The sequence below is a fragment of the Roseomonas sp. USHLN139 genome (assembly GCF_037145735.1).
In the GTDB taxonomy this organism is placed as follows: Bacteria; Pseudomonadota; Alphaproteobacteria; order Acetobacterales; family Acetobacteraceae; genus Pseudoroseomonas.
This window is the reverse complement of the sequence record NZ_JBBCWY010000001.1, coordinates 834,491-848,477: the sequence shown is the minus strand read 5'-3', so window position 1 is coordinate 848,477 and position 13,987 is coordinate 834,491. Positions and strand designations below refer to the sequence as shown.

Here is a 13,987-nt window from a genome sequence, read left to right as displayed (position 1 = left end):
CCAATCCGGCGCGGGGTGCCGCCGGTGACGCAACCTTCACAGCCCGGCCGCGTTACAGGTGCACGCAGCTTTCGAACCCGAGGATATCACCCATGCGCAAGACCTCCATTGCCCTCCTGGCCCTGGCGAGCATCGGCCTGGGCGCCTGCGGCTATTCCACCGGTGACCGCGCCGCCTCCGGCGGCCTGCTTGGTGCCGGCGCCGGCGCCGCTGTCGGCTCGCTCTCCGGCAATGCCGGTGCCGGCGCGCTGATCGGCGGTGCGGCCGGCGCGCTCGGTGGCGCCGTGACCGGCCCGAACACGGTCAATCTCGGCCGTCCCGCCTGGCGCTGAGTCATCGCGGAGAGGCGCGACAGACATAGCCTTTCGTCGCGCCTTCGGCAAAGCCGGGACCCAGGTTCCGGCTTTCGTCGTTTCAGGGCCGCCGGTTCAGGAGGGCCGGACATTCCAGAAGGTGGCGAAGCCGGGCAGCACGCCGGTGACGCTGGCGCGATGCGCCGTCGGCTGGATGTAGTTGCCGAGCGGGTAGTAGGGTACCTCCTCCATGCTCACCTTCTGGATCTCGCGGCAGATCGCCTGCTGCGCGACCAGGTCGGCGGCCTCGAACCACTGCTGGCGCAGCGCCTCGGTGCGCGGGCTGACCGACCAGCCGGGATAGGAGGTGCCGTTGCCGCGCAGCGCCAGATGCACCGCCGGATTCAGCCAGTCGGCCCCGGCCCAGGAGCTGACGAAGGCGTTCCAGCCGCCGGCCTCGGGCGCGTCCTTGCGGTTGCGGCGGGCCAGCAGCGTGCCCCAGTCGGTGGCCAGATAGTCCACGTTCAGCCCGGCCCGCGTCATCATGTCGGCGGCGACATCGCCCTGTGCCTTCAGCCCGACGGAGTCGGCCGGCACCAGCAGCACCACCTTCTCGCCCTTGTAGCCGGCTGCCAGGATCTCCTTCCTGACCTTGTCGTAGTCGCGGGGGCCCTGCAGCGGGCCAAGCCCCTCGGTGGTCGCCATCGGCGTGCCGGGGGCGAAGAAGCCGAGCGGCGTGCGGTACATCGCCGTGTCGTTGCCGACCACCGCCTCCATGAAGCTGCGCTGGTCGACGGCGCCGAACAGCGCGCGGCGGATCGCCGGATTGTCGAAGGGCGGCTGCAGGTGGTTGATCCGCAGCATGGTGACGAAGCCGGTCGGGTCCGGCGTGGTCACGCGGATCTGCCGGTTGCGCGTCAGCAGCGGCAGCACGTCGTGATAGGCATATTCCATCCAGTCCTGCTCGCCGGTCAGCAGCGCATTGGCGGCCGTGCCGGCATCGGGCTGGGTGGTCCAGACCAGGCGGTCGTAATGCGCGACCTTTGGCCCCGCGGTCCAGCCCAGCGGGCCATCGGCGCGCGGCTGGTAGCGGTCGAACTTCGCGTAGGCATTGCGCGCGCCGGGCACCCGCTCCTCCGCCAGGTAGCGGAAGGGGCCAGAGCCCACCATCTCGGTGACCTGCTTGAAGGGGTCGGTCTCGGCGAGCCGCGCCGGCATCATCGCCGGCATCGGCGAGCCCGGCTTGCCCAGCGCCAGCGGCAGCAGCGGGAAAGGCTTCTTCAGCCGGAACTGGATGGTGCGGTCGTCGGGGGCCGAAAGCGCCTCGGTCGCCGCCATCAGCGCCTCGCCGAAGGAATCCCGCCTGGCGAAGCGGCGGATCGAGGCGACGCAGTCGCGCGCCAGCACGCGCTCGCCGTCATGCCAGACCAGCCCGTCGCGCAGCGTCAGCTTCCACAGCAGCCCGTCATTCTCGACGACATGGCCGGCGACCATCTGCGGATGCGCGGCGAAGTTCTGGTCGACGCCATAGAGCGTGTCGAAGACCAGGTAGCCGTGGTTGCGGCTGACATAGGCGGTGGAAAAAACCGGGTCGAGATAGGCCAGGTCCAGCTGGGGGATGAAGCGCAGCGTGGTGGCCGACTGGGCCCGAACCACGGCCGGCGCCAGGGCAGCGGCCCCGAGGCCCTGCAAGAGGCTGCGTCGCAGCATGGGGGTCTTCCTTCTGATGGCAGGGACCGGCTTTTTTCTCCCAGCGGTGTCTATGCCTGCGTCACGGGGGCGTGACAAGCATTTGCTTGAGATCAGAGGAATATCGCAGGGCGATAAAGAAAGTAAAACAGGAAAGACCAGGCGAATGAATTCCCCTGGACCCCTTCTTTTTTCTTTCGGACTGCCGTGTCCAGGTGAAGACGGCCCTTAAAACAGCCCATCGCCGGCGCGACCTTCAGACGAACCAGGGGGCCTTCCTCTTTTCCAGGAAGGCGGCAATTCCCTCCCTGCCCTCTTCCGATGCCCGACGCTCGGCGATGCGACGGCTGGTCTCGGCCGACAGCGGCGCATCCACCGGGCGGCCCTCGGCCAGGAAGACCAGCTCCTTGGCCGCCGCCACCGCGCCAGGAGCATTGCGCAGCAGGCTGGCCACCACCCCCTCGCCAGTCGCGGCGAGCTCCGCCTCGGGCACCACCTGGTGCAGCAGGCCGATCGACTGCGCGGTCTCGGCGGAGAAGACCTCCGCCGTCATGAACAGGCGGCGGGCCTGGCGCGGGCCGATCGCGGCGATGACATAGGGGCTGATGGTCGCCGGCGTCAGGCCGAGCTTGACCTCGCTCAGGCAGAAGCGCGCCGCCGGCGTGCCGATGGCGATGTCGCAGCAGGCGACCAGCCCGACGCCGCCGCCATAGGCGCTGCCCTGCACCAGCGCGATGGTCGGCTTCGGCAGGCGGTCGAGGGCATGCAGCATCGCCGCCATCAGCGCGGCATCGGCCTCGTTCTCCGCCTGGCTCTGGCTGGCCATGCGCTTCATCCAGCCGAGATCGGCGCCGGCGGAGAAGCTGCCCCCCGTGCTGGCCAGCACCACGACGCGCACCTTCGGATCGGCCGCCAGCCGAGCCAGGCTGTCGTTCAGCGCGGCGATCAGCGCATCGTCGAAGGCGTTGTGCCGGTCCGGGCGGTTCAGCGTCAGGGTGGCGACGCCGCGGGCATCGACGGCTTCGAGCAGCAGGGTCATTCTTCGTCGGTCTCCCTTGATCGGGCGGGAGCCTATGGCGGGCCCGGGCTTCCGCCAAGCCGCGGGCGGCCGCTATCCTGGCAGGGCATGACCGTCCTCGATGAGACCGACCGCGCGCTGCTCGCCCTGCTGCGCGCCGATGCCCGCCAGCCGCTGACCAGCCTGGCGGCGGCGCTGGACCTGTCGCGCGCCACCGTGAAGGCGCGCATCGACAAGCTGCTGGAGCGTGGGGTGATCCAGGGCTTCACCGTGGTGCTGCGGCCAGAGGCGGAGATCGCGCCGATCCGCGCCATCACCATGGTCGAGATCGACGGCAATTCGACCGACCGCATCACCCGCCGGCTGCAGGGCCTGCCCTCGGTGACCGCCATCCATGCCACCAATGGCCGCTGGGACCTGGTGCTGGAGCTGGAGGTGGCCAGCCTGGAGGCCTTCGACGCGGCGCTGCGCGAGATCCGCCAGATCGAGGGGGTGGCGAACAGCGAGAGCAATCTCCTGCTCGCCCGCCGCAAGGGCTGACGATTCGCGCAATGTGACACATCACTTTGCGCGATCGACCGGCCCGTTTGCGCAAAATTCTGGCTGTAAGCTGAACACCTCGTCCATCATATTCCCGCTCCCCCGGAAACGGGCTGGATGGAGGACGATATGGTGAACACTGTTCGTATCCCTGCCTGGCAGGTTTCCCCGGCGCAGCCGATGAGCTTCGGCGCGACCATGGATCTGGGGGCGAGCCGCCGGGGCGCGGCCGGCGGCCCGCTGGCGCTGCGCGGCGCCGGCCTGCTGGCCGCCCTGGGCCAGGGCGCCGTGGACCGCGGCGACGTGACCCCCGCCGAGGTGCTGGCCGTGGCCGGCGCCGACAGGGGGCACGCCGCGCATTCCCTGCCGGTGATCGCCGGCTGGGTGCAGGCGGTGCGCGCCCAGGCGGTGGCGATCCTGGCCGAGGGCGGCATGCCCGTGCTGCTGGGCGGCGACCACAGCCTGCCGATGGGCTCGGTGGCGGCGGCGGCCGACCATGCGGCGCGGCTCAGCCGTCCGCTCTTCGTGCTGTGGATGGACGCGCATGGCGACTTCAACACGCCGGCGACCAGCGGCACCGGCAATGTGCACGGGATGAGCCTGGCCGCGCTCTGCGGCGAGCCCGGCCTCGGCGCCGTCTGGGGCGAGGACGCCCCGGCCCTGGTCGAGCCGAGCCGCGTCATGGTGCTGGGCGCGCGCGACCTGGACGCGGAGGAGGCCGCCCTGATGGCGTCCCGCGGCGTGCAGGCGGTGTCGGTCACGGCGATGCGGCGGGACGGGATGGCGGCGCTGGCCGGCTTCCTGGACCGCGTCGCGGCCGAGGACGGGCTGCTGCATGTCAGCTTCGACATCGACGTGGTCGACCCGGCGCATGCACCGGGCACGGGCACGCCGGTGGCCGGCGGGCTGGAGCCTTCCGAGGCGGCGGAGGCGCTGTCGATGGTGTCTGCCAGCGGCCGGATGCTCAGCCTCGACATCGTCGAGGTCAATCCGGCGCTGGACCAGCAGCACCGCACGGCGCGGCTGACGGTCGGGCTGATGCGCTACCTGTTCGGCACCAGCATGGACTGGCTGCGCCAGGCGGCCTGAGGCCGCGATCCGGCCGGGGCCGCCCTACCGAGGGCGGCCCCGACTGGCAGAACTACGCCCGCATGATCTCGGGCGGCGCGGTGCGGGCGCGCTTGGCCAGCAGCTTGTTCAGCGCATGCACATAGGCGCGGGCCGAGGCGATGATGGTGTCGGTGTCGGCGCCCTGGCCATCGACCAGCTTGCCGCCCTCCTCCAGGCGCACCGTCACGCGGGCCTGGGCATCGGTGCCGCCGGTGACCGACTGCACGGCATAGAGCTTCAGCACCGCGCTGTGCGGCACCACCTGCTGCAGGGCGTTGAAGGTGGCATCCACGGCGCCGTCGCCGCCGGCCACCGCCTCGACCTTCTCGCCGTCGATCTCGACCGCCAGCGAGGCGGTCGGGCGGGTGCCCATGCCGGTGGCGACCGTCAGCGCCAGCAGCTTCATGCGGTCCTGGGCGCGCACCACCTCGTCATCGACCAGGGCAGTGATGTCCTCGTCGAAGACGGTCTTCTTGCGGTCGGCCAGGTCCTTGAAGCGGCGGAAGGCGTCGTTCAGCTGGTTGTCGCCCAGGCTGTAGCCCAGCGTCGCCAGCTTGTCGCGGAAGGCGGCGCGGCCGGAATGCTTGCCCAGCACCAGCGAGTTGGTCGCCCAGCCCACCGATTCCGGCGTCATGATCTCGTAGGTGGTCTTGTCCTTCAGCACGCCGTCCTGGTGGATGCCGGACTCATGGGCGAAGGCATTGCGGCCGACGATCGCCTTGTTCGGCTGCACGTCGAAGCCGGTGATGGTGGCCAGCAGGCGGCTGGTCTTCAGGATGTTCGTGGTGACGATGTTGGTGGAATACGGCATGACGTCGGCGCGGGTGCGCAGCGCCATCGCCACCTCCTCCAGGCTGGCATTGCCGGCGCGCTCGCCGATGCCGTTGATGGTAGCTTCCACCTGGCGGGCGCCGGCATCCAGCGCGGCCAGGGTATTGGCCACCGCCAGGCCCAGGTCGTCATGGTTGTGGGTCGAGAAGATCACGCCATCGGCGCCCGGCACCCGCTCGCGCAGCATGGCGAAGATGCGCGCCAGATCGGCCGGCACGGCATAGCCCACGGTGTCGGGCACATTGATCGTGGTCGCCCCCGCCTTGATCGCGGTCTCGACGCAGCGGCACAGGAATTCCGGGTCGGTGCGGCTGCCATCCTCGGCCGACCACTCGACATCGGCGACGTGATTGCGGGCCAGCGAGACCGACTTCTGGATCGCCTCCAGCACTTCCTCGCGGCTCATGCGCAGCTTGACGCGCATGTGCAGGTCGGAGGTGGACAGGAAGGTGTGGATGCGCTGGCGGGCGGCGGGCTTCACCGCCTCGACCGCGCGCAGGATGTCGCCGGGCGCCGAGCGCGACAGGCCGCAGACCACCGGACCGTCCTTGGCGAAGCGCTGGGCGATGGACAGCACGCTGTCGAAATCGCCCTGGCTGGCGATCGGGAAGCCGGCCTCCATGACGTCGATGCCCAGCTCGGCCAGGGCCTCGGCCATGCGCAGCTTCTCCTCCAGGTTCATGGAGAAGCCGGGCGACTGCTCGCCATCGCGCAGCGTGGTGTCGAAGACGATGACGCGCTTGTCGTCGATGGTGCCGAAGCTGGGGTGATTGATGGCCATGAGGGGCGTTCCTTCGTTCTGACTCTACCGTTTCCGTCACAGGCGCGCGCGGCGCCAGGGGTTCCCCCTGAGCGATGCCGGCCTGGTCAGCCGGGCGTCACGCCCAGGGGCGGCTAAGTCGAAGGAGAAGGAGGCCAGAAAGCGCGCGCAGGCTGGCAGCGGCGGAGCCGTTCTGCAGGCCAGTGATGCGCGCGGGGGCGTTCATAGGAAGGACGTTAGGCGTGTTGCGCTGCGTGAAGCAAGGGGGTCTGGGCAGGCCAGGGGAAGGAATTCCCCTGGACCCCTTTTTTTTTCTGTCAGGCTGCCGCCGGCCGGTGGTGACGAGGGTCGTGAAAGCCCTGCAACAGCGCGACCGGTGACCGAGTGATTAAATTATGAAAATGCGCCCCGCCCGGAAACATTCGCGAAGCGTGTCGATCGGCGCTGGTCTGCCCATGGCCGATGAACAGAAAAAAGATGGGGGTTTGGGGGAATTCATTCCCCCAACCTTCCTCCGCCTAGCCTTGCTGCGGCGGATGCACCTTCCACCAATGCTTCGCGATCTCTTCCCGCGTCGCCACCCAGACGTCGTCGCGCCTGGCGACATGGTCCATGAACCGCGCCAGGGCCGCGGCACGGGCGGGGCGGCCGACCAGGCGGCAATGCAGGCCGACGCTCATCATCTTCGGCGCCGTCTCGCCCTCCTTCATCAGGAAATCGAAGGCATCGGTCAGGTGCTGCTCGAAGCCGTCATTGCTGGTGAAGCCGGGCGGCACCGCGAACTTCATGTCGTTGTTGTCGAGCGTATAGGGGATCACCAGCATCGGCTTGCCGTTCACCGGCACGTAGTAGGGCAGATCGTCGTCATAGGCGTCGCTGTCGTAGAGGAAACCGCCATGCTCGGCGACTAGGCGGCGGGTCTGCTCGCTGATGCGGCCGGTGTACCAGCCGACCGGCGGGCGGCCGGTCAGGCGGTCGATGGTGGCCACCGTCTCGGCGATATGGGTGCGCTCGGTGGCCTCGTCGACATGCTGGTAGTTGATCCAGCGCCAGCCATGGCTGGCCACCTCATGCCCGGCCTCGACGAAGGCGCGGGCGGCAGTGGGATTGAGCTCGAGGGCGCGGCCGACGCCATAGACGGTCAGCTTCATGTTCCGCTCGGCGAAGAGGCGCAGCACGCGCCAGACGCCGGCGCGGGCGCCATAGTCGAACTGGCTCTCCTTGCCGATGTCGCGCATCCCCAGGACAGGGTTCCCCCCGGGGGTCTCATTGAGAAAGATCTCGCTGCCGGCATCGCCGTTGAGGACGGTGTTCTCGCCGCCCTCCTCGTAGTTCAGCACGAAGGACAGGGCCAGCTTCGCCCCGCCCGGCCAGCGCGGGTTCGGGGGCGTCGGGCCATAGCCCAGGAAGTCACGCGGATAGCCGCTGTCGGGGGCGAGCTTGCTCATGGCCATGAGCCTGCCGCGCCCCCGCCCTCCGGGTCAATCGGCGCGTCACGCCTTCGGCGGGTGCACCAGCGACTGGATGAAGGCCAGCTTCGCCACCACCGCCGGCGAGAGGACGAAGGGGTAGAGGTCGGGCGTGCCCATGCAGCGGTTCAGGCTGTTCACCGCGGCGGTCAGCGGCACCCAGGCCTCCATCACCGGCTCGATGCGGGTGGCGCGGTAGGGGTCGAAATCGACCTCGGCGGTCAGCTCGTCGCGGCGGTCCACCGCCGGGTCGATGCCGATGCCGAAGGCGCGCGCCATCTCCAGCGTGTCGACGATGTGCAGGTAATGCGCCCAGGTCTCGGCGAAGTCTTCCCAGGGGTGGGCAGTGGCATAGGTGCTGACGAAATTCTCCTGCCAGTCCGCCGGCGGGCCCTGCTCGTAATGGCGCTGCAGGGCGGCGCCATAATCCTGGCTGTCGTCGCCGAAGACGGCGCGGCATTCCTCCAGCCGGCCGCCGTCGCGCACCAGCCGATCCCAGAAGTAATGGCCGGATTCATGGCGGAAATGGCCGAGCAGCGTGCGGTAGGGCTCGCCCATCGCGGTGCGGCGGCGGGTGCGCTCGGCATCGTCCGCCTCGGCCAGGGCCAGGGTGATCAGCCCGTTGTCATGGCCGGTCATGACCTTCTCGCTGCCATCCGGCGCATCGGCCAGGAAGTCGAAGGCCAGGCCGTTCTCCGGATCCTCGACGCGGTCCACCAGCGGCAGGCCGAGCCGCAGGAAGCTGTAGAAGGCGCGGCGCTTGGCCGCCTCGATCTTCTGCCAATGCGCCAGGTTCCCGGGATCGGACAGGTCGGGAATGGTGCGGTTGTGCCGGCAGGCCTCGCAGAAGCGCGCCGCCGACTCGGCGGGTACCAGCCAGTTGCAGGCCTTGTGCCGGGCATTGTCGCAGAAGCGGTGCAGCGCCTCCGGCGCGGCGCGCGGGCGCCACAGCGTGTCCGGCTCCGGGGCGTCGGCGGCATCCTCGGCCTCGGTCGCGGCACCGACGGATTGCGCCAGGGCACCCTCCGGCGTGGGGGTCCCCGGCATCCCCTCCCCGGCCTCGTCGGGATCGAGCGCGGTCAGCCGGTTTCGCGCCGGCAGGTAGCCCAGCGTGGCGCCGCAGCGCACGCATTGCGTGTTCTCGAAATACAAAAGCTGGCCGCAGACCTCGCAACCGAACAGCCGCATGACTTCCCCGCTATGCTCGAGCCCTGCTGGAACGGGCTGCGGGGCCGGCAGTTGCAGGCCTCAGCGCGGGATGGGCGAGCAGAGCTCGACCAGGCAGCCATTCAGGTCGCGGACATGGCCGACCACCTGGCCCTAGGGCTTCTGCGACGGCGGCGTGACGCCGGTGGCGCCGGCAGCCAGGGCCGTCGCATAAGCGGCGGCGGGGTCCGCGGTGACGAAGGCCACCTCGAAACCCGCGGCGGGCTCGGCGGCACGGTTGGGGCGGATCTCGGCGCCGTTCAGGGCGGCCATCGCCTCGCCGGCGAAGGCGAGCGTGGTGGCGCCGGTGTCGAGCTCGCCATACAGGCCGCTCTCATGCAGGAAGCGCCGCGTCAGGCCGAAGGCGCGCTCGTAGAAGGACAGCGTCGCCTCCACGTCGGCAACATAGAGGATGGTGTAGCCCAGCTGCATCGCGCTTCTCCCCACCGTATAAAAAAAGGCCGGGGGAATGAATTCCCCCGGACCCCCATCTTCTTTCTGTTCTGAAAGAAAATCAGTTCTTGGTCTTGTCGACCAGCGCGCCCTTGGTGATCCAGGGCATCATGCCGCGCAGCTTGGTGCCGACTTCCTCGATCGGGTGCTCAGCCAGGCGGCGGCGGGTCGCCTTGAACGAGGCCTGGTTGACCTTGTTCTCCAGCATCCAGTCGCGGGTGAACTTGCCCGACTGGATGTCATTCAGGACGCGCTTCATCTCGGCCTTGGTCTCGGCGGTGATGATGCGCGGACCCGTCACGTACTCGCCATACTCGGCGGTGTTCGAGATCGAGTAGTTCATGTTGGCGATGCCGCCCTCATAGATGAGGTCGACGATCAGCTTCACCTCGTGCAGGCACTCGAAATAGGCCATCTCGGGGGCATAGCCCGCCTCGACCAGCGTCTCGAAGCCGGCCTTGATCAGCTCGACCAGACCGCCGCAGAGCACGACCTGCTCGCCGAACAGGTCGGTCTCGCACTCTTCCTTGAAGGTCGTCTCGATGATGCCCGAGCGGCCGCCGCCGACGGCGGAGGCGTAGGAGAGCGCGATCTCCAGCGCATTGCCCGAGGGGTTCTGGTGGACGGCCACCAGGCAGGGCACGCCGCCGCCCTTCTGGTACTCGCCGCGCACCGTGTGGCCGGGGCCCTTCGGCGCGATCATGAACACGTCGATGTCGGCGCGCGGCTCGATCAGGTTGAAGTGCACGTTCAGGCCATGCGCGAAGGCCAGAGCAGCGCCTTCCTTCATGTTGGCGTGCAGGTGGTCGCGATACAGGTCGCCCTGGCCCTCATCCGGGGTCAGCACCATGACCAGATCGGCCCACTTCGCGGCCTCGGCCGGGGAGAGCACCTTGAAGCCGGCGGCCTCGGCCTTCTTCTGCGAGGCGCCCGGGCGCAGGCCGATGACGACCTCGGCCACGCCGGAATCGCGCATGTTCATCGCATGGGCGTGGCCCTGGCTGCCGAAGCCGATGACGGCGACCTTCTTGCCCTTGATCAGGCCCACATCGGCATCACGGTCGTAATAGACGCGCATCTCTGGCGCACTCCCCCGGTTGGGTTGGACAATCACGCGGCGGAAGGGGCGCTAGGGCCCCTCCCGTCAGGTCAGGCGGTCAGGCTCGAGGTGCCGCGGGCGATCGCCACGGCACCGGTGCGGGAAACCTCGGCCAGGCCGATCGGGCGCATCAGGTTGATGAAGGCATCCAGCTTCTCGCCGCTGCCGGTCATCTCGAAGACGAAGCTCTCGGTGGTGGCATCGACCACGCGGGCGCGGAAGGCATCGGCCAGGCGCAGCGCCTCCTGCCGGGCGGAGCCGCTGCCCACCACCTTGATCAGCGCCAGCTCGCGGTTCAGGTGCGGGCCTTCCAGGGTCAGGTCGGCGACCTTGTGGACGGGCACCAGCCGGTCGAGCTGCGCCTTGATCTGCTCGATCACCATCTCGGTGCCCGAGGTGACGACGGTGATGCGCGACAGGCGCCCCTCGGCGTCGACCGGGGCCACGGTCAGGCTGTCGATGTTGTAGCCGCGGCCGGAGAACAGGCCGATGACGCGGGCGAGGACGCCGGCCTCGTTCTCCACCAGCACCGCGATGGTCGCGGCGCGCTGCGTCATGTCGGAAGCGTCGGGCATGGGAAGTCCTGCGGAAAGCGCGTGGGCGTGGCGGAAGGCGAGGCGGTTGGCGCGGCCGTCAGACCAGCGCCGTCCCCTCATCGGTCACGCCGCGTCCGCCGGAGATCTGGTTGGAGGCCAGCAGCATCTCGTTATGCGCCGCCCCCGACGGGATCATCGGGAAGACGTTCTCCTTCTCGTCGACCGCGACATCGACGATCACCGGGCGGTCGATGGCGATCATCTCGCGGATCACCCGGTCGAGGTCGTCGGCCTTCTCGGCGCGCAGGCCGACGCCGTGGAAGCTCTCGGCCAGCTTGACGAAATCGGGCAGCGCCGCCGAGTAGCTCTCGGAATAGCGGCCGCCATGCAGCAGCTCCTGCCACTGCCGCACCATGCCCATGTACTGGTTGTTCAGGATGAACACCTTCACCGGCAGGCGGTACTGGGCCAGCGTCGCCATCTCCTGGATGTTCATCAGGATCGAGGCCTCGCCGGCGATGTCGATGCACAGCGCGTCCGGATGCGCGACCTGCACGCCCATCGCCGCCGGCAGGCCATAGCCCATGGTGCCGAGCCCGCCCGAGGTCATCCAGCGGTTCGGCTTCTCAAAGCCGAAATACTGCGCCGCCCACATCTGGTGCTGGCCGACCTCGGTGGAGATGAAGGTCTCCTTGCCGGAGGCCTGGGTCAGCTCGTAGAGCCGCTTCACCGCGTGCTGCGGCTTGATGATGCTGCCTTCCTGGACATAGGCCAGGCACTTCTGGCCGCGCCATTCGTCGATCTGGCGCCACCAGGCGGCCAGCGCGGCGCGGTCCTGCTCGGCGCGGTCAGCCTCCCAGGCGGCGATCAGCGCGCGCAGGATGGCAGCGGCGTCACCGACGATCGGCACCTCGACCTTGACGTTCTTGTTGATCGAGGAGGGGTCGATATCGGCGTGGATCTTCAGCGAGTTCGGCGCGAAGGCGTTCAGCCGCCCGGTCACCCGGTCGTCGAAGCGGGCACCGATGTTGAACATCACGTCGCACCCGTGCATGGCGAGATTCGCCTCGTAGGTGCCGTGCATGCCCAGCATGCCCAGGAACTGCGGGTCGCTCGCCGGGTAGCAGCCCAGCCCCATCAGCGTGTTGGTGATCGGCAGCCCGGCCATGCGGGTGAACCTGGTCAGCAGCGCCGAGGCCTCGGGGCCCGCATTGATCACGCCGCCGCCGGCATAGACCACCGGGCGCTTGGCGCCCTTCAGCAGGGCGACGGCCTTGGCGATCTGCGCCGCCTCCGGCTCGACCTGCGGGCGGTAGGAGCGGTGCACGGTCTCGGGCGCCGGCTTGTAGCTGCCCTTCCCGATCAGGATGTCCTTCGGCAGGTCGATCACCACCGGGCCCGGGCGGCCGGAGCGCGCCACGTAGAAGGCCTCGTGCACCGTCTCGGCCAGCTTGTCGATCTGCTTGACCAGGTAGTTGTGCTTGGTGGCGGGCCGGGTGATGCCGGTGGTGTCGGCCTCCTGGAAGGCGTCGTTGCCGATCAGATGGGTCGGCACCTGGCCGGTCAGGCAGACCAGCGGGATGCTGTCCAGCAGCGCGTCGACCAGCCCGGTCACCGCATTGGTAGCGCCGGGGCCGGAGGTCACCAGCACGCAGCCCACCTTGCCGGTCGAGCGGGCATAGCCCTCGGCCGCATGCACCGCCGCCTGCTCGTGGCGGACCAGGATGTGGCGGATGGCGTTCTGGTTGAAGATGGCGTCGTAGATGGGAAGGACGGCGCCGCCCGGATAGCCGAAGATAACCTCGACGCCCTGCTCCTTCAGCGCGCGCAGGACGATCTCGGCACCCGTCAGGGACTGGGTGTCGGATGCGGCGGGAAGGGTGGCGGAGGACATGATGATGCCTGGCTTCCTGTTTGTGCTGGCCGGGCGGAGCGGCGGCATGCTGCCATGCCTGTCCGCACCCGGCGGTTCCGGCCCCCGATCTACGCGCGCTCACCCGCCGCGTCAACGCGCGAACAAACAAAAGCGAAAATTTCCTGCCTCTGACTTTCTGAAAATTGCTCCAGATCACGCACCCGCGCATGGATCGTATGCGTCTGGCGGGGGGCATCATCGCCGGGGACCAGGGTCTGATGCCGGAACCAGGTCGCCTGCCGCTTGGTGTACTGGCCGGTGACCAGGCAGGCGCGGCGTCCCGCCTCGGCCAGGTCGATGGTGCCCGCCAGCATGGCCAAGAGCTCCGGCACGCCATGCGCGCGCATCGCCGGCAAAGCGGGGTCGAGCCCCCTCGCCCGCAGCGCCTCGACCTCGGCCACCGCGCCCGCCTCGATCATCGCCGCCCAGCGCTGCGCGATCGCCTCCCGCAGGGCGTCGCGCGGCGGGTCCAGCCGGATCGCGGCAAACCGCCAGGGCGCCGGGGCGCCGCCCGATTCCGCCTGCCAGGCCGACAGGCCCTTCCCGGTGCCCCGCCAGACCTCGTAGGCGCGGGCCAGGCGCTGGCTGTCGGAGGGGCGCAGCCGCGCGGCCGTTTCCGGGTCCACGGCGGCCAGCCGGGCATGCAGCGCCGCCGGGCCCTCTTCGGCCAGCAGCCCGCGCGCCTCAGCCCGGGCCTCGGGCGGGATCGGCGGCACCTCGGCCAGGCCCTCGGCGAGGATGCGGAAATACATCCCCGTCCCGCCGCAAAGGATCGGCAGCTTCCCGGCCGCCTTCGCTGCCACCATCTCTTCCAGCGCCCGGCCGCGCCACCAGGCGGCGCTGGCCGGCTGTCCCGGGTCGCGCTCGCCATAGAGACGGTGCGGGATGGCGGCCTGCTCGGCGGCCGAGGGCTGCGCCGTCAGCACTGCCAGCCCGGCATAGACCTGCATGCTGTCGGTGTTGATCACCACGCCGCCGAGGCGCTCGGCCAGGCCCAAAGCGAGGGCCGACTTGCCGCTGGCGGTGGGGCCGGCGACGAACAGGGCGAAAGGTTGATCCGTCATGCGG

Annotated in this window: 13 protein-coding genes; 3 read left to right on the top strand and 10 right to left on the bottom strand. The window is 69.4% G+C overall.

The window, feature by feature from the left end; all coding sequences use genetic code 11:
- The first annotated feature begins 92 nt into the window (after window positions 1–92).
- Complete coding sequence (locus tag WFI16_RS03945; RefSeq protein ID WP_419896485.1) at window positions 93–332, top strand: YMGG-like glycine zipper-containing protein; 240 nt, start codon at window positions 93–95, stop codon at window positions 330–332.
- Between the two features lie 96 nt (window positions 333–428).
- Here the strand turns inward: WFI16_RS03945 and WFI16_RS03940 are convergent, their stop codons facing one another.
- Window positions 429–2,003 (bottom strand): ABC transporter substrate-binding protein, encoded by a 1,575-nt coding sequence (locus tag WFI16_RS03940; protein ID WP_419896484.1) that lies wholly within the window; start codon window positions 2,001–2,003, stop codon window positions 429–431.
- A 235-nt stretch (window positions 2,004–2,238) separates the two neighbouring features.
- Complete coding sequence (locus WFI16_RS03935) at window positions 2,239–3,021, bottom strand: enoyl-CoA hydratase-related protein (protein WP_419896483.1); 783 nt, start codon at window positions 3,019–3,021, stop codon at window positions 2,239–2,241.
- Window positions 3,022–3,108: 87 nt separating this feature from the next.
- On the opposite strand from WFI16_RS03935, the gene WFI16_RS03930 reads away from it, so the two are divergent.
- Together WFI16_RS03930 and WFI16_RS03925 are read left to right on the top strand one after the other, a co-directional pair.
- Window positions 3,109–3,540, top strand: coding sequence for an Lrp/AsnC family transcriptional regulator (locus WFI16_RS03930; protein WP_419896482.1), 432 nt, complete (start codon window positions 3,109–3,111; stop codon window positions 3,538–3,540).
- A 117-nt stretch (window positions 3,541–3,657) separates the two neighbouring features.
- Window positions 3,658–4,629, top strand: coding sequence for an arginase (locus tag WFI16_RS03925; RefSeq protein ID WP_419896481.1), 972 nt, complete (start codon window positions 3,658–3,660; stop codon window positions 4,627–4,629).
- A gap of 52 nt (window positions 4,630–4,681) precedes the next feature.
- Here WFI16_RS03925 and WFI16_RS03920 read toward each other — a convergent pair whose 3' ends face one another.
- The 8 genes from WFI16_RS03920 to miaA all read right to left on the bottom strand — a co-directional run bounded on the left by WFI16_RS03920 (window position 4,682) and on the right by miaA (window position 13,983).
- Window positions 4,682–6,262: a 2-isopropylmalate synthase gene (locus WFI16_RS03920; RefSeq protein WP_419896480.1), complete on the bottom strand. Its 1,581-nt coding sequence runs from the start codon at window positions 6,260–6,262 to the stop codon at window positions 4,682–4,684.
- 497 nt (window positions 6,263–6,759) lie between these two features.
- Window positions 6,760–7,689 (bottom strand): allantoinase PuuE, encoded by a 930-nt coding sequence (gene puuE / locus WFI16_RS03915; protein WP_419896479.1) that lies wholly within the window; start codon window positions 7,687–7,689, stop codon window positions 6,760–6,762.
- A 45-nt stretch (window positions 7,690–7,734) separates the two neighbouring features.
- On the bottom strand, window positions 7,735–8,898 hold the full coding sequence (locus WFI16_RS03910; RefSeq protein WP_419896478.1) for a zinc-binding metallopeptidase family protein: 1,164 nt from the start codon (window positions 8,896–8,898) through the stop codon (window positions 7,735–7,737).
- Between the two features lie 132 nt (window positions 8,899–9,030).
- Complete coding sequence (locus WFI16_RS03905) at window positions 9,031–9,348, bottom strand: VOC family protein (protein WP_419896477.1); 318 nt, start codon at window positions 9,346–9,348, stop codon at window positions 9,031–9,033.
- An 82-nt stretch (window positions 9,349–9,430) separates the two neighbouring features.
- Complete coding sequence (ilvC, locus tag WFI16_RS03900) at window positions 9,431–10,447, bottom strand: ketol-acid reductoisomerase (RefSeq protein ID WP_419896476.1); 1,017 nt, start codon at window positions 10,445–10,447, stop codon at window positions 9,431–9,433.
- Window positions 10,448–10,518: 71 nt separating this feature from the next.
- The gene (gene ilvN / locus WFI16_RS03895) at window positions 10,519–11,043 is read right to left on the bottom strand and encodes an acetolactate synthase small subunit (protein ID WP_419896475.1); all 525 of its coding nucleotides are present in this window, start codon (window positions 11,041–11,043) and stop codon (window positions 10,519–10,521) included.
- A 58-nt stretch (window positions 11,044–11,101) separates the two neighbouring features.
- Entirely contained in the window at window positions 11,102–12,898 is a 1,797-nt protein-coding gene (locus WFI16_RS03890) for an acetolactate synthase 3 large subunit (protein ID WP_419896474.1), read from the bottom strand.
- A gap of 89 nt (window positions 12,899–12,987) precedes the next feature.
- The gene (gene miaA, locus WFI16_RS03885; RefSeq protein WP_419896473.1) at window positions 12,988–13,983 is read right to left on the bottom strand and encodes a tRNA (adenosine(37)-N6)-dimethylallyltransferase MiaA; all 996 of its coding nucleotides are present in this window, start codon (window positions 13,981–13,983) and stop codon (window positions 12,988–12,990) included.
- Window positions 13,984–13,987 lie beyond the last annotated feature (4 nt).

Bases quoted from the DNA above. Each gene is read 5' to 3' on its own strand.
- WFI16_RS03925 (WP_419896481.1), top strand. From the start codon at position 3,658: ATGGAGGACGATATGGTGAACACTGTTCGTATCCCTGCCTGGCAGGTT.
- miaA (WP_419896473.1), bottom strand. From the start codon at position 13,983: ATGACGGATCAACCTTTCGCCCTGTTCGTCGCCGGCCCCACCGCCAGC.
- WFI16_RS03945 (WP_419896485.1), top strand. From the start codon at position 93: ATGCGCAAGACCTCCATTGCCCTCCTGGCCCTGGCGAGCATCGGCCTG.
- WFI16_RS03910 (WP_419896478.1), bottom strand. From the start codon at position 8,898: ATGCGGCTGTTCGGTTGCGAGGTCTGCGGCCAGCTTTTGTATTTCGAG.
- WFI16_RS03940 (WP_419896484.1), bottom strand. From the start codon at position 2,003: ATGCTGCGACGCAGCCTCTTGCAGGGCCTCGGGGCCGCTGCCCTGGCG.
- WFI16_RS03930 (WP_419896482.1), top strand. From the start codon at position 3,109: ATGACCGTCCTCGATGAGACCGACCGCGCGCTGCTCGCCCTGCTGCGC.
- WFI16_RS03890 (WP_419896474.1), bottom strand. From the start codon at position 12,898: ATGTCCTCCGCCACCCTTCCCGCCGCATCCGACACCCAGTCCCTGACG.
- WFI16_RS03920 (WP_419896480.1), bottom strand. From the start codon at position 6,262: ATGGCCATCAATCACCCCAGCTTCGGCACCATCGACGACAAGCGCGTC.
- WFI16_RS03935 (WP_419896483.1), bottom strand. From the start codon at position 3,021: ATGACCCTGCTGCTCGAAGCCGTCGATGCCCGCGGCGTCGCCACCCTG.
- puuE (WP_419896479.1), bottom strand. From the start codon at position 7,689: ATGAGCAAGCTCGCCCCCGACAGCGGCTATCCGCGTGACTTCCTGGGC.
- ilvN (WP_419896475.1), bottom strand. From the start codon at position 11,043: ATGCCCGACGCTTCCGACATGACGCAGCGCGCCGCGACCATCGCGGTG.
- WFI16_RS03905 (WP_419896477.1), bottom strand. From the start codon at position 9,348: ATGCAGCTGGGCTACACCATCCTCTATGTTGCCGACGTGGAGGCGACG.
- ilvC (WP_419896476.1), bottom strand. From the start codon at position 10,447: ATGCGCGTCTATTACGACCGTGATGCCGATGTGGGCCTGATCAAGGGC.